The organism is Syntrophaceae bacterium (assembly GCA_013177795.1).
Classification (GTDB): Bacteria; Desulfobacterota; Syntrophia; order Syntrophales; family UBA2192; genus UBA2192.
This window is the reverse complement of the sequence record JABLXY010000001.1, coordinates 995,418-1,018,520: the sequence shown is the minus strand read 5'-3', so window position 1 is coordinate 1,018,520 and position 23,103 is coordinate 995,418. Positions and strand designations below refer to the sequence as shown.

Sequence of the window (23,103 nt, the reverse complement as noted above, 5' to 3'; positions counted from 1 at the left end):
ACAAATGAATGACATGAAAGAAAAAGACCCCGTCGGGGAGTTTTTGAGAAGGCGAGGCTGCCCGGAGCACGTCGTCCGCGGGGGGCTTCAGGGGCTCGTGGAGGGCTGGGAGGAGGTCGTCCGGTCCGTCGGGGAGGGCTACAGTCTGGGGCTCGACGACTATTTGAACGACATGGACGGCCGGCAACTCCTCGAGGAGGCCCTCGCCGTCGCCCCGGCACAGGAGAAAAAGATCGTCCTGGCCCGTGTCCGGAAGGCCGATGCGGATATGCGCGCGCTCCTCAAGCCGTCGGGACGGTGCCTTTGGGGTGAAGAGACGGCCCGCCAGGAGGGGTGGACGGAACGAAAGAACTGGTGGTATTTCAGCCGGCCGATCAAGGCCGGCGAGGAACTCCTCGCGGATCTCGACGAGGGATGACCGTTTTGGCCCTCACCCCGGCCGCTGCACGTTCACCGCATGACGCTTCATCCCCGCGATGCTGATGGGTAGGACCGTTCGTTCCCGGTTGCGGACCTCGTCGGGGAGGCTCGAAAGCCTCGCCAGCCCCGGGTCCTTCTCGAGAAGCTCCTCCAGCACCCTCTTTTCGAAGGTTCCGTCCTCCGCTGCCGCGTGTTTCACCGATAATTCCATCCACAAATCGGCCTGCTCGATGGCCGTCTTCATGACCGCCCTGTATTGACGGCTGCAGCCCCAGTGGGCAAAGCACAGCAGGGACGCGTCGAGGGAGGCAATGGTGTCCAGCGACCGCCGGTAGGCCGGATAGTGAAATCCGCCCGGGGGGGCGCCGACGCGAAGGTAGAACCCGTCGCCCGTCTCCAGGAAGATGCCGGCCGCCTCTCCCGCAAAGACGATGTCGCCGATCTTGAAGGCGAGGTGGTGGGGGGCGTGCCCCGGGGTGTCGTGGCATTCGATGAGGACCCCGCCGGCATCGAGCCGCTCCTGGAAGTGGAGGCATTCCTTGGGGACCGGCCTCGGCCTGCCGTACATCTCGGCTATGGGGCCCAGGTTCCTCAGGGAGACGTCCCAGAGCCTCCCGGGGTTTGCCAGGTGTTCCATGCCGCGCGGGTGGCAAAGAACGGGCGTGCACGGGTAGGCGTCCAGAAGCTCCGCCGTGCCTCCCCCGTGATCGAGGTGAACGTGGGTGAGGAGGACCCAATCGAGCCGCCGCACGCCCAGCCCGGCGAGGGCCCGGGTCAAGTCGGGGATCGTGGCTGCGGGGCCGGGATCGACGAGGATGTTCAGCCCCTGCGCCTGCAGGAGCCAGCTGGAGATGAACCGGCTGAAGCCCCGGCGTGGCTGCTCGAGATCGATCAGCTTGAGGTTTTCTCGGGGCTCGATGATGTCCATGGGCCGATGCCTGTCTTCGTGTCCTGCCCCCGGTTTGCCAGGCGTGCCCGTAATCTAATGCAGGGCGGGCACTCCGTCAACCGTTATCAGCGTCCCGCCCGACGATCGGCAACGGCCATGCCCTCCCTCGAAATGGGCACAGCCGGAGCCTCCCGCGGCGTCGACCCTTTTCCGCTGCGGATGCCGCTCCGCCTGGAATCTCTCCAGGCACGACGCGTTTTCAACACGATGTGCGTCGCCTTGCGGGCGCAGCGTACAATCCCGTTGACTCCTGTTTGCGGCGTGGGTATCCTTGGTAGAAATCACAAACGGCAAAACGCGGAGCGGGAGGGCGGTCCCGTTGTGCCTGCATGCGGGGAGGTTCCATGAAAGCGGTCCTGATGGAAGGGTTCGGGGGTGTCGAGGTCCTGAGGGTGGGCGAGGTGCCCGTGCCGCAGCCGGCGGAAGGCCAGGTCCTCATCCGCGTCATGGCCACCTCCGTCAACCGGCCCGACCTGGTCCAGAGGGAGGGGAAGTACCCGCCGCCGCCGGGGGAATCCGACATCCTGGGCCTGGAGGTGGCGGGCCTCATCGAGGAGACGGGGCCCGGTGTGACCGGCTGGAAACGGGGCGACCGCGTCATGTCCCTCGTGGGGGGAGGCGGCTACGCCGAGTACGCCGTGGCCTACGCGAACCACCCCATGCGCATCCCCGACAGCATGAGCTTCGAGGAGGCGGCCTGCGTCTGCGAATCCTACATCACGGCCTTCCTGAACGTGTTCATCCTCGGGGAGCTGCGGGACAACCAGGTTGCGCTGCTACACGGCGGCGGCGGCGGCGTCAACACGGCGGCCGTGCAGCTCTGCAGGGCCCTCGTCCCGAACACGAAGCTCATCGTGACGGCGTCGCCCGAGAAGATGGACCGCGTGAAGGCCCTGGGCGTGGATCTGGTCATCAATTACAGGGAGACCCCCGATTTTTCGGAGGCCGTCAAGGCCTTCACCGGCAAGCGGGGCGTCGACGTGATCCTGGACCACATCGGGGCCAAGTACCTCGAGCCGAACATGAACTCGCTGGCCTATGCGGGCAGGCTGGTTCTCATCGGCGTGACGAGCGGCATCAAGGCCGAGCTCAACCTGGGCCTCTTGATGGTGAAGCGCCAGCGGATCATCGGCTCGGTCCTGCGGTCCCGACCGGTTTCCGAGAAGGGCGAGATCGTGGCGGAGTTCACGCGCCGGGCCCTGCCGAAGTTCGCCGACAGGACCATCGTGCCCCTCATCGAGAGGGTCTTCCCCCTCGAGGAGGTGCAGGCCGCCCACCGGATGATGGAGGAGGACCGGCACTTCGGAAAGATCGTGATGAGAGTGGGCCCATGAGACCCGAAACCCGACACCCGTTGCTATGGAGGTTCGCATGAAAATCATGACACGCGGGGGATGGTCCCCCTACATTGCCGGGGCTCTGGCGGGGGTGCTGCTCGTGATGTCCGTGTTCCTGACGGGCAAGTATTTCGGCGCCTCGACGACCTTTGTCCGCACGGCGGGCATGATCGAGCAGGTCGTCCTGCCCGAGCATGCGGCGGGCCAAGAGTACTACAAGAAGGAAAAGATCAGGATCGAGTGGCAGTGGATGTTCGTCCTGGGGATCTTCTTCGGGTCCCTGGCGGCGGCGGTGTTCTCGAAGGACTACCGGCCCACTCCCGTGCCGCCCATGTGGGAGTCCCGCTTCGGGCCGTCAAAGGCGAAGCGATGGGTTGCGGCCTTCCTCGGGGGCATCGTGCTCATGTTCGGGGCCCGCATGGCCGACGGGTGACCAAGCGGCCACGGTTTGAGCGGTCTGGCTCAAATAGCGGTGAGCGGCTACATCGCCCTGTTCTGCTTTTTCGGCGCCGGCGTCATCACGGCGCGGATTCTCTACGGAGGGAAACGGTCATGAACGAACTCATCTCCGGCCTCATCACCGGCGTGATCTTCGGGTTCCTCCTCCAGAGGGGGCAGGTGCTGCGGTACGACAAGCAGGTGGGCGCCATGCGCCTTCTCGACATGACGATCATGAAGTTCATGCTCTCGGCGATCCTCGTCGCCATGATCGGGCTCTACGCCCTCCATGCGCAGGGGCTCGTCAAGTTCAGCATCAAGGAGACGATCATCGGGGCCAATGTCATCGGCGGGCTGCTGTACGGCATCGGCTGGGCCGTGGTGGGGTACTGCCCGGGGACGGCCGTGGGGGCTCTGGCCGAGGGACGCTGGGACGCCCTGTTCGGCATCGCGGGCATGCTCCTGGGCGCGGCCCTCTTTGCCGAGGCCTACCCGCAGGTCAAGGCGACGGTCCTCACGTGGGGAAGCTACGGCAAGATCACGATCCCGACGGCGCTCGGCGTGAGCCCCTGGCCCGTCATCGCGGTGCTCACCGTGCTGTTTTTGGGGCTTTTCTGGTTCTTCGAGAAGAAGGGGCTGTGACAGGAGCGCAACCGCTGATTCTGCGCGGCGTCCGGCGGCAGCCGCTGCTTAGGGCCTTACCGCCTCGGGGGACGGCGGGTAGATCTCGACGGTGTCGAGGCCGGTCCTCTTGATCACGGCCTGGATCTCCGGGGCGGAGTACCAGTCGCCGATCCGCTCGCCCCGCTGGTCGACCATCTCGAAGCCGCCCAGATTCCGGTTCGTCTCCAGGGCCTTGGACTGCATGCCTGCGACGAGCCTCTGCATCGCCGCCTCCCCGTCGACCCGCACCCAGTGACCGGCCGTGTCGAACCGAAACCGCCTATCCACGCCGATGATGACGACAGGGTGCGACTCGGGCCCGCTGAACCAGTAGTCCTGATCGGCCGCGAGCCGGAAGGACCGATAGTTCTCCGTTGCGTCCGCACTGGGCCTGAGCATGCCGTAATTCTCCCCTGACCGGCTGACAAAGAATACGATGAAGCCGATGAGAAGGGCGATCGCGACGATCAGAAAGGTTTTCTCGTCCATACCCGTCCTGTTCACGTATAATGGACCGGCCGGAGCCGGTCAATGGAAAACTTCGGGCGTTACAACGCACAAAAAAGCTTGTCGTATCGGCAACAACGTGATATGAGGCGCCTTTCCGTCCGGAAGGACGGATCCCGGCAGGACTGCAAGGACATGGCGAAAGCGACCGTTACGAAAACGAGACCCGAATCCGCCGAAACGGAAGGCACCGGAACATCCCGGAAACCCGAGAAGCCGAAAAAGCGTTACCAACCGTTCATCATCCGGGCCTGGTGCAAGAACTGCGGGATCTGCGCGGCGTTCTGTCCCAAGCAGGTGTTTCGCCGTGACGATGCGGGGGCTCACGTGGAAAAACCCGAGGAATGCATCGGCTGCCGGTTCTGCGAAATGCATTGCCCCGATCTGGCCATATCGGTGCAGGAGCGGGTTGCCGCAGCGGGAGAGACGGGCACATGAGCGGATGGTCGAAAGAAGGCAGGATCCAGCTGCTCCAGGGAAACGAGGCGCTGGCGGAAGGCGCGCTTGCCGCCGGGTGCCGGTTCTTCGCGGGCTACCCCATCACCCCGGCCTCGGAGATCGCCGAGCACATGGCGCTCAGGCTCCCGGCCATCGGCGGCACCTTCATCCAGATGGAGGATGAGATCGCCAGCATGGGCGCCGTCATCGGCGCGTCGCTTGCGGGCGTGAAGGCCATGACGGCCACGAGCGGCCCCGGCTTTTCGCTCATGCAGGAAAACATCGGCTTCGCCTGCATGGCCGAGACCCCATGCGTCATCGTCGACGTGATGCGGGGCGGGCCGAGCACAGGGCTTCCCACCCTGGCCTCCCAGGGCGACGTCATGCAGGCCCGCTGGGGCACCCACGGGGATCACCCGATCATCGTCCTGGCCGTCTCGTCCGTGAAGGATTGTTTCGACATCGCCGTGTTCGCCTTCAACCTTGCCGAGAAGTACCGGGTCCCCGTCATCATCCTCTCCGACGAGGTGGTGGCCCACACGCGGGAGACCTTCGTCCCGCCCCGGCCCTGCGAGATCGAGGTCGTCGACCGCCTGAAGCCGACGGTGCCGCCCGAGTGGTACCGACCCTACGAGGACACGGGGACGGGGGTGCCTCCCATGGCCGCCTTCGGCGACGGCTACCGCCACCACGTGACGGGACTGACGCACGACGAGAGGGGGTTCCCGACGCAGCGGTCCGACGAGATCGACGCCCTGATGCGCAGGCTCTTCCGGAAGATCACGCAGGGCTTCCACGAGATCCAGCGGGTGGAGGGCTTCATGCTGGAGGATGCCGAGATCGCCGTGATCGCCTACGGCTCCGTGGCCCGCTCGGCCCGGCGGGCCGTCCTCGAGGCCCGCGAGCACGGGGTCAAGGCGGGCCTGCTGCAGCTCGTCACGCTTTTCCCCTTCCCGCGGCGCCACGTTGAAAAAGTCTTGAAAACGTGCCGGGCGGTCCTCGTGCCGGAGATGAACATCGGGCAGATCAGCCGGGAGGTGAAGCGTGTCCACCGCGACAGCTCCCGCGTGGAGACCCTGAACCGTATCGACGGTCGTCTGATCACCCCGCGTGAGATCAGCGACTGTCTCATCAAGATGTACTACTGAGAGGAAACGACCCATGGCAGAGGGCATGACCGGGCTCGTGCACAAGTACCTCCGGCACGAGAAGAAGTTCCCCCACATCTGGTGCCCCGGATGCGGCAACGGCATCGTCCTGGGGTCGCTCATCCGCGCCATCGACCGGATCGGGCTCGACAAGGACAAGGTCGCCCTCGTCTCCGGCATCGGCTGCTCGGGGCGCATGACCACCTACGCCGATTTCAACACCCTGCACACCCCCCACGGCCGGGCCCTGACCTACGCCACGGGCCTGAAGCTCTCCCGCGAGGATCTCACGGTGATCGTCATCATGGGCGACGGCGACGCCACGGCCATCGGCGGAAACCACTACATCCACGCCGCCCGCCGCAACGTGGACATGACGGCCATCATCGTCAACAACCAGGTCTACGGCATGACGGGCGGCCAGTACTCGCCCACGACCCCCTATGGGGCCAGGACGACGACGACCCCCTACGGGATGGTGGAGCACGCCTTCGACATCTCGGCCCTGGCCGTCGCGGCGGCAGCCTCCTACGTGGCCCGCTGCACCGTGTACCACGCGGCCCTGCTCGACCAGCTCATCGAGGCGGCCATCCGCAAGAGGGGCTTCAGTTCCGTGGAGGTGCTCTCGAACTGCCATACCCAGTTCGGCAGGCGCAACAAGATGGCAAGCCCCGTGAAGATGCTCGAGTGGTTCAAGGAGAACGCCGTGCGGATGCACGCCACCTCGAAGATGAAGCCCGAGGAGATGGAGGGGAAGTTCATCATCGGCGTCCTGGCCGATTCGGAGCGGCCTTCCTACAACGAAGAGTACGAGCGGGTCCGCGAGAGGGCCATGGGGAACGGCAATGTTCCGAAGCCCCCGGCGCGGTGCGAGGGATGAGGGCGATGCCGGACAAGAGCGCTGAACAGGCAGTCCGTCACGAGATCCGTCTCGCCGGTTCGGGCGGGCAGGGGATCATCATGGCGGCCATCGTGCTCGCCGAGGCGGCCGGCGTCCACGAGGGAAAGCAGGTGAGCCAGACCCAGAGCTACGGTCCCGAGGCGAGGGGAGGAACCTGCAAGGCCGAGGTCGTCATCAGCGAGGCCCCCATCGACTACCCCAAGGTCACGCGGCCCGATTTCCTGCTGGCTATGAACCAGGCCTCCGTCAACACCTACTTCGGCGACCTCAAGCCGACGGGTCTGCTCATCGTGGACAGCACGCTCGTCAGCAAGGTTCCCACGGCCAAGACCGTCTCCATCCCCTTCACGAAGATCGCCCGGGAGGAGTTCGGGACGGACATGGTGGCCAACATGGTGGCCCTCGGCGCCCTGGGCTATCTCAGCAAGGACGTGTCCCTCGAGAGCCTGGAGGAGGCCCTGATCTCCCGGGTTCCGCCCGGCACGGAGGAACTCAACCTCAAGGCGCTGCGTGCGGGGGTGAAGGCGGCGGAAAACTACGATCTGAAGAAACTGCCCCAGACCGTGGCGGAGGAGGAAGAGTAGAGGCTGCAGGTTTCGACACGGCCCGCCCCGTTGGATCGTTGACGAAGCGACAGGTTGAGGCATCCTGTGACGCACCCCGAATCGGCGGTACAGGTCCGGTTTCTCGGCAGCGGCGATGCCTTCGGCAGCGGCGGAAGGCTACAGAGCTGCATCCTCGTCAGCCACCCCGGCGGACGGTTTCTCATCGACTGCGGCGCCTCGGCGATGATATCCCTGCGCCGCTTCGGTGTCGACCCCAACTCGATTGACGGCATCTTCCTCACCCACCTCCACGGCGATCACTTCGGAGGGCTTCCTTTCTTCATCCTCGACGCCCAGCTCGTGAGCCGCCGCACGGCGCCTCTCCTCGTGGCAGGCCCGCCCGGGCTGTGCAAGAGACTGCCCGCCGCGATGGAGACCCTCTTCCCCGGCTCTGCCGGCGTGAAACGGAAATTCGCGATCGATCTCCGGGAGATGGCGCCCGGGGCTCCCCTTGCCGAGGGTGCCGTCCGCGTGACGCCGTTCATCGGCCTTCACCCCAGCGGCGACAATGCCTATTCCCTGCGGTTCGAGGTCGAGGGGAAAGTGATCGCCTGCTCCGGCGACACGGAGTGGACCGGGGCGCTGGCCGAGGCCGCCCGCGGGGCCGACCTGCTCATCGCCGAGGCCTACCACTACGACAAGAAGATCCCCTTCCATCTCGACTACCGGACCCTCATGGAAAAGACGGCCGGCCTGGGCATCGGACGGACCGTCATCACCCACATGAGCGCGGACATGCTCTCGAAGACGGGGCTGGCCGCGTGCGAGGTCGCCGACGACGGGAAAATCTTCGAGGTCTGACCCGCCGCCTGGATTTGCCCTTGCGTTCGTTCCCGCCGGGAACATAGAATGGATACGCAGCGAGACCGACATTCGGAGGGGAGATCGAATGCCGGCCAACCTCCCGCCGGAATACTTCGAGGCAGACAGACGGTACAAGCAGGCCTCCACGACGGCCGAGAAGATCGCCGCCCTGGAGGACCTGATCACCACGGTCCCCAAGCACAAGGGGACCGACCACCTGCGCGCCGACCTCCGGAGGAAACTCTCCCAGCTCAACAAGGAGGCCCAGGAGCAGCGCAAGAAGAAGGGCGGCGGCCGCGAAAGCCTCTACAATGTCCCCCGCGAGGGGGCTGCGCAGGTCGCGATCGTCGGATTCGCCAATTCGGGGAAGTCCTCGATCCTGGCGAACCTCACCAAGGCCGCCCCCGTCATCGCCGATTACCCCCTGTCGACGGTTTTGCCTTGCCCGGGCATGATGCCCTACGAGGATATCCAGATCCAGCTCGTCGACCTTCCCCCCATCCCCAACGAAACGACGGACGGCTGGGTCTCCGGCATCATGAGGGTGGCCGATGCCCTGCTCATCGTCGTCGACCTCAGTGAGGATGCCGACGTCCAGCTGGAGCTCATCCTCGACCAGATCGGGAGGTGGAACATCCGGACGGAGAAGCCGAAGGAGGCGGAGACGCGCGTCCTCGTGAAGCGGGCGCTGGTGGCGGCGAACAAGAAGGACAAGCCGGGGGCCATGGAGAACTTCGAGAGGCTCAAGGCTGCCTACGGCAGCCGCTACCCCATCGTGGCCGTCTCGTGCCTGAAGAAGGACGGCCTCGAGGACCTGAAGCAGGAGATCTTCCGGCTGGCCTCGATCATCCGTGTCTACTCCAAGCCGCCCGGCAAGGAACCCGATCTCTCCATGCCCTACACGGTGCCCGTCGGCTCCACCGTCATGGACGTGGCCGAGAAGGTGCACAAGGACTTCGTGACGAAGCTCAAGTACGCCCGCGTGTGGGGCTCGGCGAAGTTCGACGGCATGCGCGTCGAGAGGACCCACGTGCTGAAGGACAAGGACATCGTCGAGCTGAACATGTAGAAAGCCCCGCCCGTATATTTTTCACCCGTGATATCAGGGGAGGAAGAAGCGTTCCGCTACTGTTGCAACGCCGCATCCGTCTCGTCGGGTCCCCTGTTGCGGAAGAGCTCGTAGTAGAGCAGGGGGATCACGACGAGGGTGAGCCCCGTGGCCGCCACGGCGCCGAACATCATGGCGATGGCCAGGCCCTGGAAGATGGGGTCGAAGAGCATGACGAAGGAGCCCACCACGACGGCTGCCGCCGTGAGCACGATGGGCCGGAACCGGACGGCGCCTGCCGTCAGGAGAGCATGGCGCAGGCCCCGGCCCTGCCGCAACTCGTGCTCGGCGAAGTCGACGAGCAGGATGGAGTTGCGCACGATGATGCCGGAGAGGGCGATGAAGCCGATCATCGAGGTGGCCGTGAAAAAGGCCCCGAAGATCCAGTGGCCCGGCAGGATTCCCACCAGGGTCAGCGGGATGGGCGCCATGATGATCAGGGGCGTCACGAAGCTGCGGAACCAGGCCACCACCAGGATGTAGATGATGACGAGCACGGCGGCAAAGGCGATGCCCAGGTCACGGAAGACCTCGATCGTGATCTGCCACTCGCCGTCCCATTTCATCGCGTAGGTCTCCTCCAGCCAGGGCTGGACCGCGTCGTACTGCTTCAGTTCGTAACCCTCCGGGAGCTTCAGGTTCCGGACGGCATCCTTCATCTTCAGGATCGCGTAGACAGGGCTCTCCTCGGAGCCGGCCACGTCCCCGATGACATAGGTCACGCTCTTGAGGTTCTTGTGGTAGATCGTCTTCTCGCCCACGCCCTCGCGCACGCTCACCAGCTCGGCCAGCGGGACCTGGCTGCCCAGCCGGGACGGCACGTTGAGGGACTGAAGCGTCGAGGGAGTAGCCCGGTCCTCCAGGGGCATGCGGAGAAAGATGTCCACGGGCTCCTTTTCCTTCTCGAGGTGGACGAGGCCCGCCACGGCCCCCGACAGGGCGATCCGCATGCTCTGGGAGAGTGCCTCGATGGAGATGCCGCTTTCGGCTGCCTTCGTCCGGTTCGCCTCGAAGAGGAGCTTCTTCTGGTCGGCCTCGACGTACCAGTCCACGTCGACCACCCCGGGGGTCTGCTCGAAGATATCGCGGATCTGCCGGGCGATCTCGATCCGGCGGTTCGCGTCCGGCCCGTAGACCTCGGCCACGAGCGTGCTCAGCACGGGCGGACCCGGCGGGATCTCGGCCACCTTGATCCGGGCGCCGTAGCGGTCCGCGATCTCCTTGAGGCCCGGCCGCAGCCGCTTGGCGATGTCGTGGCTCTGGGCCTTCCGCTCGCCCTTGGCGACGAGGTTGACCTGGATGTCCGCTACGTTCGCGCCGGAGCGCAGGAAGTAGTGGCGGACGAGGCCGTTGAAGTTGAAGGGCGCCGCCGTCCCCACGTAGAGCTGGTAGTCCGTCACCTCGGGCACCTGCTTCAGGTAACCGCCCATCTCCTGCGCGAGCGCCGCCGTTTTCTCCAGGGCGCTCCCCTCGGGCATGTCGATGATCACCTGCATCTCGCTCTTGTTGTCGAAGGGCAGCATCTTCACCGTGACGAGTTTCAGCGGGACGAGGGCCATCGCCAGAAGCAGCAGGCCCCCCACGCCGGCCAGGGCGAGCCGCCTCCTCTTTGCGCTGTCCATCAGCGGGGCAATGATCCGCTCGTAGACGGGGAAGAAGTCCTTTTCGGGCCTGTGATGTGCCTTCCTGCCCGCTTTCCCCAGGATGTGATAACTCATCCAGGGAGTCACGATGAAGGCCACCAGCAGCGAGAAGAGCATGGCCGCCGAGGCCCCCACGGGGATGGGGCGCATGTAGGGGCCCATGAGGCCCGACACGAAGGCCATGGGCAGGAGGGCGGCGATAACCGTCCAGGTGGCGAGGATCGTCGGGTTGCCCACCTCGTCGACGGCCCGCACGGCCTGATCGACACCGGCACCATGGTGCTTGAAGTGCCGGTGGATGTTCTCGACGACGACGATGGCGTCGTCGACGAGGATGCCGATGGAGAAGATGAGGGCAAACAGGGTCACGCGGTTCAGCGTGTAGCCGTAGAGGTAGTTGATGAGCAGGGTGAGGGCCAGCGTGACAGGGACCGCGACGGCCACGACGGCGGCCTCGCGCGTCCCCAGGGCCAGGGCGATGAGAATGATGACGGAGACCGTGGCGATGAGCATGTGCTCGAGCAGCTCGTCGGACTTTTCCCTGGCCGTCTCCCCGTAGTTGCGCGTCACCGTGACGTTCACGTCCGAGGGAATGAGCCGGCCCCTGAGCGCATCGACCTTCGCCAGCGCATCGCGGGCCACGACACTGGCATTGGCGCCCTTTTTCTTCGCGACGGCGATCGTGACGGCCTCGTTCTGCCCGGCGGGGCTCCCGGCGATGCCCTTGCGCGGGCTCGCGGGCCCGAGTCCCATGAAGACGTAGCCGGCGGGCTCCTCGGGGCCGTCCTGGAGAATCGCCACATCCCTCAGGTACACGGGCCTTGCGTTGTGCACGGCCACGACGACGCGGCCCACGTCCTCGATGCTCGAAAGGAGGGCTCCCGTATCGACCAGGATCTCTCGGTTGCCCGAGGGGTAGCTGCCGGAGGGCAGGGAGTAGTTGGATCTGCCGATGGCGTCCATGATCTGGAAGGCCGAGACGTTGTAGGCCTTGAGCCTCGCCGGGTCGAGGGTGATCCGGGCCTGCCGGCGCTGGCCGCCGATCACGGTGAATTCGGCCACGTTCTGGTCCTTCTTGATCTCCGTGCAGAGCTCGAGGGCCACCCGCCGAAGCTCGTAGCCCGTGATGCGGGGGCTTTCGCTCCACAGTGTGAGCGTGAGGATGGGCACGTCGTCGATGGACTTGGCCTTGACCATCGGCTGGGAGACGCCGGGCGGGATCCGGTCGTAGTTGGACATGAGCTTGTTGTAGAGCTTGACGAGGCTCTCCTCCATGCTCTCGCCCACGTAGAACCGGACGATGGTCAGGTTGAACCCCGGCTTGACGATGGAGTAGATGTACTCGACGCCCTTGATCTCCCAGAGGAGCTTTTCCATGGGCCGGGTGACGCGCTCCTCGACCTCCCTGGCCGAGGCGCCGGGGTAGGTCACGATGACGTCGATCATCGGGACGACGATCTGCGGCTCCTCCTCGCGTGGAGTCACGAGGACGGCGAAGACTCCCAGCAGGAGCGAAGCGACAACGATGAGCGGGGTGAGCTTCGAGAGGATGAAGGCCCGGGCGATCTGGCCGGCAATCCCGATGCGGTCGCTCATGGGGATGCTCCCCCGGTTATCTGCCCGCCGTCGACGGCTTTTTCCAGTCCGGCCGTGACGATGCGGTCGCCGGCCTGGAGACCCGAGAGAACCTCGATGCCGCCTTCGAAGGTTTTGCCGGTGCGCACCAGCCTGTAGGTCACGATGCCCCGGGGATCCACGGCAAAGACGCCCGTGAGCTGGCCCCGTTCCACGACGGCCTCTTTCGGGACGAGGATGGCCTCGCGTTCGCCCCGGGGCAGACGAACCCGGGCAAAGAGGCCGCTCTTGAGCCCCCTGCCGGCCAGGGCGATCTTCACGATGAAGGTCCTCGTCACCGGGTCCACGGCAGGGACAACCTCGATGACCTGGCCCGCCGTGTCGAGGCCCAGCGTGTCTATCGTGACGGCGGCGCTCGTCCCGACGCGGACTTTCCCCGACAGGGCTTCGTCAACGGCTGCCTCCAGCTGAAAACCGCCGTCGCCCTCGACGGTGAACAGGGGCATACCCGGCATGGCCATGCTCCCCGGGTCGACGCGCCGCTCCGTCACGACGCCCGGCAAGGGCGCCGTGATCCGGGTGAAGCCCTGCCAGACGCGCGCCTCCTCGAGCCCGGCCCTGGCCTGTTCGTACTGGGCGTCGGCCACTTTTTTCTGCGTCTCGATCTGGTCGATTTCCTGCCTGGCCAGGGCCTTTTCGTCATGGAGTTTCCTGTAGCGCTGCCAGGTCAGCTCGGCCATGGATCGCCCCTGCTTCGCCGCCTCAAAGGCCTGCTCGGCGGCGCGCACCCTCTGGGCCGCGTCGCGGTCGTCGAGCGTGGCCAGGAGCTGCCCCGCCTGCACGCGATCGCCCGCGCGGACGTGTACGGCCGTGACCGACCCCATGACGCGGCTTGCGATGACGCTCGAGACGCGGGCCCTCACGGTGCCCGACGTTTCATAGAATTCGCCGACCCTGACAGGCTGGACCTCCGAGACGGTCACGCCGGTGACGGCTGGCCTCTTCACGTCCGCCGTGCCGGGGGCCACCCTGTCGCCGCAGCCGGCCAGGAGAGCCAGGGCCATCAGGGCCGTGCGGACAGCCGCGATCCGTTTCCGTTCATCCGCTCTGATCATGGTCGGTCCTTCTTTTCATCCGGTTCGATCCCGAGATCCCGAAGGAGCGTGCCGCCCTCCCAGCCGAGGTTGAGAACGGCGACGCGGTACTCGTTTTCCCTTGCCACCAGGCCTGCACGCGCCCGGTCGAGCACGACCTGGGCATCCAGCATGTCCACGATGGGCGAGAAGGCGTTCTCGTACCGGATCTGCACGAGCCGCTTCCCCTCTTCCGCCGTTTTCAGGGCCTCCCGGGCAAGTTCCAGGTTCGCCCTCGCCTCCTCGACGCCGAGCTGCGCCTGGTAGAGCCCGTACGCTGCGGCTTTCCGCAATCCCTCGAGATGCTCATGCGCCTGCCGGGCCTGGTGTTTCGCCTTCGAGCGCTCGTGCTCGCGCCTCGCCCCGTCGAAGAGGTTCCAGCGCAGAAAGGCTGAGACCTGCCAGCTGTCGCCCGACCCCCCGAAGAGGTTGGCCGGGTCGTTCCACTGGTAGCCGCCGCCGATGCCCACGTAGGGCAGATACTCCATTTCCGCCATGCGGACGCTCTTCTCGGCATTCTCGTAGCGAAGCTCCATGGAGCGGACGTCGCCCCGGGCCCGGGAGGCCTTCGCGTACTCCTCGATATCGCGGATCTCGAAATCCGGGATCTCCCCGGACACTTCGGCCGAACCGGAAAGCCCCAACAGCAGGCCGAGCATGCGCCGGGCGAGATGGAGCTGTTTCTCTGCGGTGACCCTCCGCTGTTTCGCCTCGCTGGCCGCCGTGCCGGCCCTCAGGGTGTCGGCGACCATGCCGAGGTCGGCCTCGTAGCGCAGCTTTGCGATGCGGTAGTGCTCCTGGGCGTCCTCGACCCCTTTTTCAGCCGCCGCGAGTTGCGCCTTTGCCGTGTGGACCATGAGCCAGGCCCGGCAGACCTTGAAGGCGATCTCCTCCTTCTTGCGGGTGAACTCGACGCTTTCGGCCTCGTGCTCGCGCTTCGACATGTCGAGGCCCACCCACGCCTTTGGTGCGAAGATCGGCTGCTCGGCGGCAAACAGCGTCTGGTAGTCATTGACGGGATTCGGGTTGTTGAGACCGTCGATGGCGAAGTCCTGCTGCGCGAAGCGGCCCTGGTTGAGCTTGGCCATGAAGGCATAGGTGGGGTTGTTGGTCCGCAGGGCGCGCTCCTCGAAATAGACCTTCGGCAGGAGGTTGCTCCGGGCCGCCCCGACATCGTCCTTCCGGGCGGCAAGGGAGCTGCCGGCGGCGCGGATCTCGTTGTTGTGCTCCAGGGCGTAGCGGACGGCCTCGATGAGGGTGAAGGCCCGCTCCTGCGCGGCGGACGATGACGGGGGCCAAGCCGAGGCCAGAAGGAACATCCAGAGAAGGGTCCATGTCAATCCGGACGCAGCCGCGGCATGGATCCTGTTGCGCATGGGAACCCTCCACTGCTTACCTGCGATTCTCGGACAGTATACAGGAATGCCTCTCCCTCGGGCAAGCCGGAGAAAGAGAACGGCGGACGGCAGGGCTGGCCGTTCCGAATCCGGCCTGTGCCGGGCAGACGGTCCGGGACGGTTTACAGGACCATCTCGATAAGGTGCGGGCCGGGCTCGCCGAGGGCCTTTTTCAGCTCCCGGGCCAGATCCTCGGCCGTGTCGACGGCGACACCGGGCACGCCCAGTCCCCTGCTCAAGCTCGGCCAGTCGATGGGCGGGTTCCCCAAGTCCGTGAACGCGCGCGCCCTGGGCCCCGGGTTCGTGATCCCCGCCCGCTGCAGCTCCACGTTGATGATGTTGTAGCTGCGGTTCGAGCAGATGAGCGTCGTCACGTTCAGCCCGGCCTGGGCCTGCGTCCAGAGGGACTGGACGGTGTACATGGCGCTGCCGTCGGCCTGCAGGTTGATGACGGGCCTGTCCGGACAGGCGACGGACGCCCCCGTGGCCGAGGGCATGCCCTGGCCGATGGCGCCGCCGGTGAGCATGAAGTAGCTGTGGGGAGGCAGCGTTGCGCCCAGCGGGAAGTACGTCATGGAGGCCGTGAGGCCCTCGTCCATGATGATGGTGCCCTCCGGCTGGAGGGCCGCCAGGGTGAGACAGGCCTTCTCGGGTGTCAGCCTTCCTGACGGGACCTCGGGGACCTTGAGTCCCGCCACGACCGGTCCCGGCGCCCCCAGCTCGTCGGCGAGCGCCTCGAGCGTTTCGGCGGCGTCCTGTGGATCCCTGTCGATGCGAAGCTTGGGGACATCACGGGCGACGGGGTGGCTCCACTGGCCCTCGTAGCCGAAGAAGTTGACCGGCTGGTCCGTCCCCGCGAGCACAACGGCGCCGTAGGGGGCAAGAGCGGCCGCCGCAGGCTCGGGGAAATAGGGCACGCGGGCGACGGGCACGGTGCCGGCGCCCCGGTCGACATAGGCGGGGAAGTTGATGCAGAAGAGGTCGCAGCCCACGGCGGCCTTGATGCGGCCGGCCGCCGCGAGTCCGCGGCGCCGCAGGGCGCGGCCGTTCATGATGAGCGCCGTCTTGGACGCCGACTTCAGCATCCTCGCGGCGGATTCGATCACGCCCCGGTCGGGCGGATCGGGCACCGGGCCGTGCACGGCGGGGATGCCGCCCCGGTACTCCTTCCACTGGAGGTCGCAGGGGACGATGAGGCTGGCGACCTGCCCACGCAGGGACGCCTCGACGGCATCGGCCGTGTCCCGCGCGATGCTCTCGACGGAACGGACCGTGCGCTGCCACCCCGAGAAGGTCCGGCAGAGGCCCTCGATGTCCATGGCCAGGGGGGCGTCGGCCTTGACGTGCCACGAGGCGTGCTCGCCGATGACGTTGAGCACGGGCGTGCGGGCCCTCTTGGCGTTGTGCAGGTTGGCGACCCCGTTGGCGAGCCCCGGCCCGAGGTGCAGGAGGCAAAGGGCGGGCTTTTCCTTCATGCGGCCGTAGCCGTCGGCCGCGCCCGAGCACACGCCTTCGAAAAGGCCCAGCAAGGGCCTGATCCCCGTGATGGCATCGAAGGCCAGGATCATGGGCATCTCCGTCGTGCCGCCGTTGGCAAAGCAGGCGTCGATGCCGGCCGCCTCGACGGTCTTCAGCAGGGCTTCCGCGCCGTTCATCGGTTACCTCCCTTGGTCAGGTCTTCAGGAATCGGATGAGCAGGATGTAGCGCCTGCCCAGGTTTTCGAGGCGGAGGCGGACGTTGACCTTGTCCGTTTTCCGGATGTCGTACAGATCGGGCAGCAGCTTCAGCTGCTCGATCTGGAAACGGATCCGCTTGAGGAAGCTCTCCAGGTCGAGGCCCGCATAGTGACGCAGCATCGGTGCATCCTTCACCAGGGACGCATCCACCGTTCCCTTCCGGATCGTCGAGAAGTCGAACCCCTCGTCGATCAGCCGTGCCAGGTTCTCCACCCGCAGCCGGGCGATGACCTTGGCCGCGTCGGCCTCCCGCTTGAGACCGTGTTCGAGAACGAGGGCGGCGTTGAACTCGATCTCCGAGAGAAGGCGGTTCCGGTCCCCCCGCGTTTTCTTTCGGATCTCTGCCAGGTCCCGCAGAAGGCTGCCGCCGTCCTTGCCGATGCCGAAGATGTCGCGGATGAGGCCCATTCATTCCTCTGCTCGGTCTCTTCGTTCTGCTTGATCGAATCCCCCTCAATCCACCCTTCGCCAAGGGGGATGTTTCGCTTCCTGCCAGCCCGTTCATACCATGAACGGGACAAAAAAGGCAGAGCCCTGCGGGCTCTGCCCCTTCGTCTCTCTTTCGGCTGCTACGTAAACAGCAGCGACCACACGATCAGCACCGTCAGGAAGAGGCCCAGCAGGAGGCTTGCCAGCCCGAAGGTGGCCGAGATGAGCTTGAGCGGGATGCTCGGGTGTTCGCGCTTCAGGGACTCGAGGCGCCCCTCGGCGACGAGGCGCTCATACTCCAGGGGCCGCTGTTCCTTGAGCTCCTCGAGCCGGTAGGTCCCCGTGAAGATGAGCCGGTCCATCGGGAACTTGTTCGGGATGAAGTGCGTGTTGAAGAAGTGGATCGTGAAGATGAACAGGGCCGCCAGCAGCGCCTCCTCGGAGTGCACCAGGGCGGCGATGTTCAGGACCCAGCCGGGGACGATCCACGAGGACCACTCGGGCTTCCAGAGCAGGATCCCCGATCCCCCGATGGCGAACATGCCCCAGAAGACGGCCAGGAAGTCGAACTTCTCCCAGTAGGTCCAGCGGTCGAATTTCGGGGCCTCGCCCTTGTTGAAGAACCACAGGAACATCCCCTTGAGGTCCTGCAGGTCCTTCAGGTTCGGGAAGAGGGAGTCGGGACCGAGCAGACGGTCGATCCAGCCCTGCCTGCCCTTGCCCTTGGGGAAGAGGAACTTGAGCGATTCCCAGGTGACGTAGATCATGCCGATGATGAGCACCAGGGCCGCGCCGCGATGGAAGAGGCCCGACATGTGCGCGCCGCCCCAGAGGCGGGTGATCGTCTGCGCCCATTCCGTGTCGGCATACTTCAGCGGGAAGCCCGTCAGGACGAGCGTGAAGAAGGACAGCACCAGCAGCACGTGCATGATCCGGTATTTCACCGAGAAGCGCTCCACGTGCTGCAGCCCTTCTCCGGTCGCCACGACGGAGGGGGGCACGATGCCCTCCTTTTCCATGCGGTGATGCTCCCAGTACACCTTCCGCCACCACAGGATCGTGTGGAGCCAGAAGAAGGCGAGCGTCCCGACGAGAAGCCCCCCCATGAAGAGGAACGTGAAGTACAGGGCGGGATACTTCTGCCGGTCCGTGTAGTCCGGGTGGGCCTGGTAGCTCAAGAACCGCGGGTGGAAGCCCGAGTGGCAGCGGCCGCAGTTGGCCTCGAGATTCGCGGGGTGGATGCTGGAGCGGGGGTCCTCCTTCGGGAGGATGTTGTGCTTCGTGTGGCAGTCGCCGCAGCCGGCCACCGGTGCCGGGTAGCCCAGCTCCTGGACCTTCCCGTGGTAGGTGCCCTCGTAGTAGGCGACCATCTTGTCGGAGAGGTTGTTGCGCGCCATCATGACGCTGTCGGCGTGACAGCGCTTGCACTTCTGGGTGTAGAACTCCCGGGCCTCGACGGGGTACTGCTCCAGCGAGGTGTGGAACACCCGGGTGCTGTGCAGGCCGTGGCAGTCCGAGCAGTCGGCGGCGTCCCGGTTTCCCCTCAGGACGGCCTCCCCGTGGCCCGAGGCCGTGTAGTCGTCATTGCTGTGGCACTCGGTGCACTTCCGGATGATGGCGAGCTTGACGTTTTTGTCCGGGTCCTTGCGGATGGCGTGGATGTTGCGGTGGCAGTCGCTGCAGCGGAAGTCTTCCTGGATGTAGTGGAAGTTGTTCAGGTACTCCTTCGCAATCTTCTCATGGCAGATGCCGCAGTTGACGGGGGCGGGTCTTTCCTTGCCGTCTCGGTGTTTCTCGATGTTCGTGATGCCCGTGTGGCAGCTCGTGCACCCGTTGCCGGCGTGGACCGACCGGTTGAAGTCGACCCGGTAGAGCGGCTCGTCATGGCAGAACCGGCAGTCCTGGGCGGCGGAAGACGTGTGCGGCAGGCAGGTGAGCGTGACGGCCGCCAGCATGGCCAGTCCCGCCCGAAACCCGATTCGCCGCTTTCCTGCCGTGACCTTCATCGTTTTCATCCGTTTCTTTGTGGGGAACCCCCCGTCACTTCGCCGCCTGCATCTCCTGCCAGGCCTGCATGCCGCCGAAGAGCCTCAGGACCCGGTACCCCTTCATTTCGAGATAACTGCCGGCCAGGAAGGTCCGGAACCCGCGGTCGTCGATGAGGACCAGGGTGCGGTCCAGCGGGATATCGGAGTAATCGCGGCCCAGCCGGTAGAGCGGGACATTCACGGCGCCCTCGATGTGCCCTTCCTTGAAGGAGCGCTCCGATCGGATATCGACCAGGAGAAGGTCCTTTTGATCCTTGATCATCTGCCTGAGCGCCGTGGCACGGACCGACGGGATGGAGCCCCTGGGAATCCGTTCGACCGTCTCCATGGCGTACCCCGCCTGCTTCCAGGCGGGCATCCCCTTGTCGAGGACGTGAACCTGCGTGTAGCCGGCCTTGACGGCTGCAGCGGCCGCGCGGCAGCTCCGGTAGCATCCCTCACTCTCGCAGTAGAAGACCAGGACCCGGTTCTTGTCGGGCGGGAGGAGCGAGATGTCCTTTTCGATTTCCTCGCAGGCCAGGCACTGCGATCCGGGGATGCGGTGGTCGAGGCACTCGATCTCGCTCATCGTGTTGAACACGGGGAGTTTCTTGTCGTCGGCCATCATGGCGCGGAGGGTCGGGGCGTCGATGACCTTCCACGGCGGAGGGGGCTCTGCGGGCTTCCCGCAGGCCGCCAGCGAAACGGCCAGCATCCATGCCGCCAGCATGCACCACCGGATCAGCGTATTCCCCGACACACGCGCCATCTCTTCCTGAGCCTCAGTTTTCACCCGTAAAACGCAACCCGTAAAACGGTTTCTATTATTCCGATGCCGGCACTCCCGTGAATCCCCAATCCAGCATCTGGGGCTCCGCGTAGGGCTCTTTGGGAACGGGGTAGCTGTTTTTGAGGAACTTCCCGACCCCGCGGACTTTCAGCTTCGTGAAGAACGGTGCATCGTCGGCGTGGCAGTCCGCGCACCCGTCGGGCTTCCCCTTGTGTCCCAGGGTCTTCTTGGCCGACACGGGCAGGTTGCCGTGGTAGATCCCGAACATGACGGCCTGCGTCAGGGCAGGCGCGGGGCGGCCCTGGATCTTGCCCTTCTTGAGCTCGTAGAGCCGGTCGGCGACGAAGACGACGTTTCGGTACCCCATGGCCTCCAGGGCCCTGATCATCGCCAGGATGTCCTCCTCGGTGGCCACGGTGGCCCGTTTCACCTTCTTGCCCGTGTGGGTGCTGACCTCGACCGTGGTGAGATTCTTCTGCGCCGAGGCGGCCCTGCGCACGGCCTCCAGGCCGATGGGCCGCACGACCCCCTCGGCGAGCATCTCCCCGAACCACTGCCGGACCTTGGGCACGGCCGGCACGTAACGCTCGCCATACCCCCTGGCGCGCTCGTGGCGGTCCGTCCAGGGCCTCCACGGCTCCGAGGCCATCTGCGTCAGATCGCCCGGCCGGGTGACGAGGCCCGCCTTGTCCGTCGAGTACCATGCCGGCTGCCCCGTGCTGTGGTCCACGAGGTAGACGCTGCGGGTCTTGCGCTCCGCGGCATGGCACGACGTGCAGTGCAGCAGGTAGAAATGGAACGTCGCCTTGTGAAACAAGGCGCGGTGGAGGTTGTCGGGGTTCTTCGCCTCCTTCGGCATCCCCGGCCGCGTGGGCCTGTAGCCGTCCTCGAGATGGCAGTTCGCGCAGGTCTTCATCCCGGCCCCGTCGAGGTCGTTGCGGGCCGTGGCCGTCGGCGACCACCCCTTTCCGATTCGGTGCCGCAGCCTCTCGGCCTGCGTCCGGCCCGCCAGGGTGTGGCAGTCCGTGCAGCGCAGCCCCGCCTTGAGGTGCAGGTCGCCAGCCGGCAGGTAGAGGGTGCCCGACTTCTGCCCGTCCATCGGGCGGTGGCACTGCGTACAGTTGTCCGTCTCGACGGACTTGTTGATCCGGGCGCTGCCCCTGAATTTCCCTTCCGGCGTGAAGAGATCCCGGTTCTCCCAGGCGTACCGGACGGCGGGTCGGGCTGCAAAATTCCACGAGCCCCTGTCCCAGCCCTCGACGTCCGGTCCGGCCTCGGGGTTGGCGAAGGTGAAGACGGCGCCCCGGATTTCGCCCAGCCCCGCGCCGGCCGTTGCGGCCCAGCGGTAGTTGCGGAGGCTCAGCTGCCGGTTTCTCTCCGCGAGGCGGTAGCCCTTCAGGTGACACATGAGGCAGTCGCCCTCGACGACGCCGCTTGCCCGGAAGTGGCTCTTCCCGTCGGGCGTGTACCGGGAGGAGTAGTCCCCGTCCAGCGCATCGGGCTTCAGCGGCTCTCCCTGGGAGAGGGTTCTCGAGAGGTCGCGCCGGCCGTCGGCCCCTCTGCCGAACTCCATGGGGCCGCCGCCCGGGTGGGTCCAGCCGGGCGCCGCGGCGATGACCTGGCCCTTGCCGTCGATCTTGCCGCCGGCGGCGATCCAGTCGTAGGTGGACAGGCCCATGTCGCGGGCGCTCTTGTTTCTCTTGGCGGCGACGCGCTCCGTGAAGGTTCCCGGCTCGCCCCCCTTGCCGAAGTTGCCGGGCGACAGGACCCAGGGGCGCTTCGGGTCGTAGCCGTCGCGCATCTCGTCGAAGCCCTGCTGGAAGTGGGGGCCTGACGTGATGGTCATGTAGCCGTGGCAGGTCCCGCAGGTCTTCCGGGGCGAGTAGGGGTCGGTGCTGTTGCGTGTGGGGGTGATGCGCTGCCCGAGTTCATTCTTGAGCCAGATGTCCTCGTGCTTCCAGTCGGGCGCGCGTGCGGCGTCGAGCGCGATCGGCGCGCACAGGGCTGCAAGCAGAAGCATACTGGCGATGTTGAACCGGTTCATGAGGAATCCCGCAGTTCAGCGCAGCAGGTCGAAAACGTATCGCTTCTGATCCGGTCCGTCCGGATGTGCGGTCCCGGCGCCCCGCGGGGCGCCGGGACCGGTTCCTGACGTTACGTCTTGGCTCAGGGCTCCTTGGGTGCCGCGGGGTCCGCCAGCCACTCCATGGAGGAGCCGTCGTAGACCTTCACGTTCCGGTAGCCGAGCAGGTCGTGCAGGGCGAGCCACCAGTTCGTGCAGACCTTGCCCGTGTCGCAGTAGACGATGATCTCCTTGTCGAGATCGGTCCCCACGACGGGTTTGGCGGCGGCCTCGATCTCCGCCTTGGTCTTGAAGGTCCCGTCCGCATTGTAGAGCAGGGCCGGGGGCAGATTCACGGCGCCCTTGATGCGGCCGGTCGCGGGCACAAAGTCGAGCTTCTTTTCGCCCTTGTAGAATTCGGGCGGCCGGACGTCGACGATCACGGCCTTGCCGAGGGCGCCCGTGACCTGGGCCTTGTTTGCGAAGAACTGCTTGTTGAACTTGCCCCGGTAGGGCTTCGCCTTGGGTTTCACGGCCTCCTTCGAGAGGGGCTTCTTGTCGGCGATCCACTTCTCGATGCCGCCGCTCAGGACGGAGACGTTCTCCACGCCGGCGTAGCGCAGGGTCCAGGCGACCCGCGTCGCGTCGGTGCGGAAGGGCATGGTCTCGGCCTTCGAGACGACGACCACGTGCGTCGTGGGCTCGATGCCCGCCGCCGAGAGGATGTCCTTCAAATCGTCGTCGGAGGGCAGCTCGTTGAGGAGCACGCCCTTCTTGATGCCCCAGACGCCGTAGAAGACGTTGATGGAGCCCGGAATGTGGCCCTCGTTGTACTCCTCCACCTTGCGGACATCCAGGACGGTCACCTTGGACAGGTTCGCCTCGAGCCACTCCGTCGTGACGAACGGCTCCGCCGCAAACGCCGCAGCGGGCAGCAGCAGGAGAAGGGCCAGCAGGCTCACCATGACTTTCCGTTTTGCGTTGACCATACA

21 protein-coding genes are annotated in these 23,103 nt (G+C 65.9%); 10 read left to right on the top strand and 11 right to left on the bottom strand.

All coding sequences use genetic code 11. The features are described 5' to 3' along the window. Positions 1 to 4: 4 nt before the first annotated feature. Positions 5 to 418, top strand: coding sequence for a hypothetical protein (locus HPY67_04775; GenBank protein NPV04029.1), 414 nt, complete (start codon positions 5 to 7; stop codon positions 416 to 418). A gap of 12 nt (positions 419 to 430) precedes the next feature. Here the strand turns inward: HPY67_04775 and HPY67_04770 are convergent, their stop codons facing one another. Next, positions 431 to 1,348, bottom strand: coding sequence for an MBL fold metallo-hydrolase (locus HPY67_04770; GenBank protein NPV04028.1), 918 nt, complete (start codon positions 1,346 to 1,348; stop codon positions 431 to 433). Positions 1,349 to 1,713: 365 nt separating this feature from the next. Between HPY67_04770 and HPY67_04765 the strand changes: the two genes are divergently transcribed. Genes HPY67_04765 through HPY67_04755 form a run of 3 tightly spaced genes read left to right on the top strand, consistent with a single transcriptional unit; the run spans position 1,714 to position 3,786 of the window. After that, positions 1,714 to 2,703 carry an NAD(P)H-quinone oxidoreductase gene (locus tag HPY67_04765; GenBank protein ID NPV04027.1) on the top strand — a complete coding sequence of 330 codons (990 nt, stop codon included), beginning with the start codon at positions 1,714 to 1,716 and terminating at the stop codon, positions 2,701 to 2,703. A 46-nt stretch (positions 2,704 to 2,749) separates the two neighbouring features. Beyond that, entirely contained in the window at positions 2,750 to 3,262 is a 513-nt protein-coding gene (locus HPY67_04760) for a YeeE/YedE family protein (protein ID NPV04026.1), read from the top strand. Continuing rightward, positions 3,259 to 3,786, top strand: a complete 528-nt coding sequence (locus HPY67_04755) for a YeeE/YedE family protein (protein ID NPV04025.1) — start codon at positions 3,259 to 3,261, stop codon at positions 3,784 to 3,786. The genes HPY67_04760 and HPY67_04755 overlap by 4 nt, the downstream gene beginning before the upstream one ends. A gap of 48 nt (positions 3,787 to 3,834) precedes the next feature. On the opposite strand, the gene HPY67_04750 is transcribed toward HPY67_04755, so the two are convergent. Continuing rightward, the gene (locus tag HPY67_04750; protein ID NPV04024.1) at positions 3,835 to 4,296 is read right to left on the bottom strand and encodes a hypothetical protein; all 462 of its coding nucleotides are present in this window, start codon (positions 4,294 to 4,296) and stop codon (positions 3,835 to 3,837) included. Between the two features lie 153 nt (positions 4,297 to 4,449). Between HPY67_04750 and HPY67_04745 the strand changes: the two genes are divergently transcribed. The 6 genes from HPY67_04745 to HPY67_04720 all read left to right on the top strand — a co-directional run bounded on the left by HPY67_04745 (position 4,450) and on the right by HPY67_04720 (position 9,279). Then, positions 4,450 to 4,752 (top strand): 4Fe-4S binding protein, encoded by a 303-nt coding sequence (locus HPY67_04745; protein ID NPV04023.1) that lies wholly within the window; start codon positions 4,450 to 4,452, stop codon positions 4,750 to 4,752. Next, positions 4,749 to 5,900 (top strand): 2-oxoacid:acceptor oxidoreductase subunit alpha, encoded by a 1,152-nt coding sequence (locus HPY67_04740; GenBank protein NPV04022.1) that lies wholly within the window; start codon positions 4,749 to 4,751, stop codon positions 5,898 to 5,900. The genes HPY67_04745 and HPY67_04740 overlap by 4 nt, the downstream gene beginning before the upstream one ends. 13 nt (positions 5,901 to 5,913) lie before the next feature. Further along, on the top strand, positions 5,914 to 6,780 hold the full coding sequence (locus tag HPY67_04735) for a 2-oxoacid:ferredoxin oxidoreductase subunit beta (protein ID NPV04021.1): 867 nt from the start codon (positions 5,914 to 5,916) through the stop codon (positions 6,778 to 6,780). A 5-nt stretch (positions 6,781 to 6,785) separates the two neighbouring features. After that, positions 6,786 to 7,385, top strand: coding sequence for a 2-oxoacid:ferredoxin oxidoreductase subunit gamma (locus tag HPY67_04730; protein NPV04020.1), 600 nt, complete (start codon positions 6,786 to 6,788; stop codon positions 7,383 to 7,385). A gap of 66 nt (positions 7,386 to 7,451) precedes the next feature. After that, positions 7,452 to 8,207 (top strand): MBL fold metallo-hydrolase, encoded by a 756-nt coding sequence (locus tag HPY67_04725; protein ID NPV04019.1) that lies wholly within the window; start codon positions 7,452 to 7,454, stop codon positions 8,205 to 8,207. Between the two features lie 88 nt (positions 8,208 to 8,295). Beyond that, positions 8,296 to 9,279, top strand: a complete 984-nt coding sequence (locus tag HPY67_04720) for a TGS domain-containing protein (GenBank protein ID NPV04018.1) — start codon at positions 8,296 to 8,298, stop codon at positions 9,277 to 9,279. A gap of 56 nt (positions 9,280 to 9,335) precedes the next feature. Here HPY67_04720 and HPY67_04715 read toward each other — a convergent pair whose 3' ends face one another. The 9 genes from HPY67_04715 to HPY67_04675 all read right to left on the bottom strand — a co-directional run bounded on the left by HPY67_04715 (position 9,336) and on the right by HPY67_04675 (position 23,100). Next, a complete protein-coding gene (locus tag HPY67_04715; GenBank protein ID NPV04017.1) occupies positions 9,336 to 12,557 on the bottom strand; it encodes an efflux RND transporter permease subunit in 3,222 nt (1,073 codons plus the stop codon). Further along, a complete protein-coding gene (locus HPY67_04710; protein ID NPV04016.1) occupies positions 12,554 to 13,651 on the bottom strand; it encodes an efflux RND transporter periplasmic adaptor subunit in 1,098 nt (365 codons plus the stop codon). Before HPY67_04710 ends, HPY67_04715 begins: the two co-directional genes overlap by 4 nt. Beyond that, complete coding sequence (locus tag HPY67_04705; protein NPV04015.1) at positions 13,648 to 15,045, bottom strand: TolC family protein; 1,398 nt, start codon at positions 15,043 to 15,045, stop codon at positions 13,648 to 13,650. The genes HPY67_04710 and HPY67_04705 overlap by 4 nt, the downstream gene beginning before the upstream one ends. A gap of 143 nt (positions 15,046 to 15,188) precedes the next feature. After that, a complete protein-coding gene (locus HPY67_04700) occupies positions 15,189 to 16,721 on the bottom strand; it encodes an acetolactate synthase large subunit (protein NPV04014.1) in 1,533 nt (510 codons plus the stop codon). 16 nt (positions 16,722 to 16,737) lie between these two features. Continuing rightward, positions 16,738 to 17,211, bottom strand: a complete 474-nt coding sequence (locus HPY67_04695; GenBank protein ID NPV04013.1) for a hypothetical protein — start codon at positions 17,209 to 17,211, stop codon at positions 16,738 to 16,740. 161 nt (positions 17,212 to 17,372) lie between these two features. After that, positions 17,373 to 19,247, bottom strand: a complete 1,875-nt coding sequence (locus tag HPY67_04690; GenBank protein NPV04012.1) for a cytochrome C — start codon at positions 19,245 to 19,247, stop codon at positions 17,373 to 17,375. A gap of 25 nt (positions 19,248 to 19,272) precedes the next feature. Beyond that, the gene (locus HPY67_04685) at positions 19,273 to 20,028 is read right to left on the bottom strand and encodes a hypothetical protein (protein ID NPV04011.1); all 756 of its coding nucleotides are present in this window, start codon (positions 20,026 to 20,028) and stop codon (positions 19,273 to 19,275) included. Between the two features lie 55 nt (positions 20,029 to 20,083). Then, complete coding sequence (locus HPY67_04680; GenBank protein ID NPV04010.1) at positions 20,084 to 22,093, bottom strand: hypothetical protein; 2,010 nt, start codon at positions 22,091 to 22,093, stop codon at positions 20,084 to 20,086. Positions 22,094 to 22,215: 122 nt separating this feature from the next. Continuing rightward, a complete protein-coding gene (locus tag HPY67_04675) occupies positions 22,216 to 23,100 on the bottom strand; it encodes a sulfurtransferase (GenBank protein NPV04009.1) in 885 nt (294 codons plus the stop codon). Positions 23,101 to 23,103 lie beyond the last annotated feature (3 nt).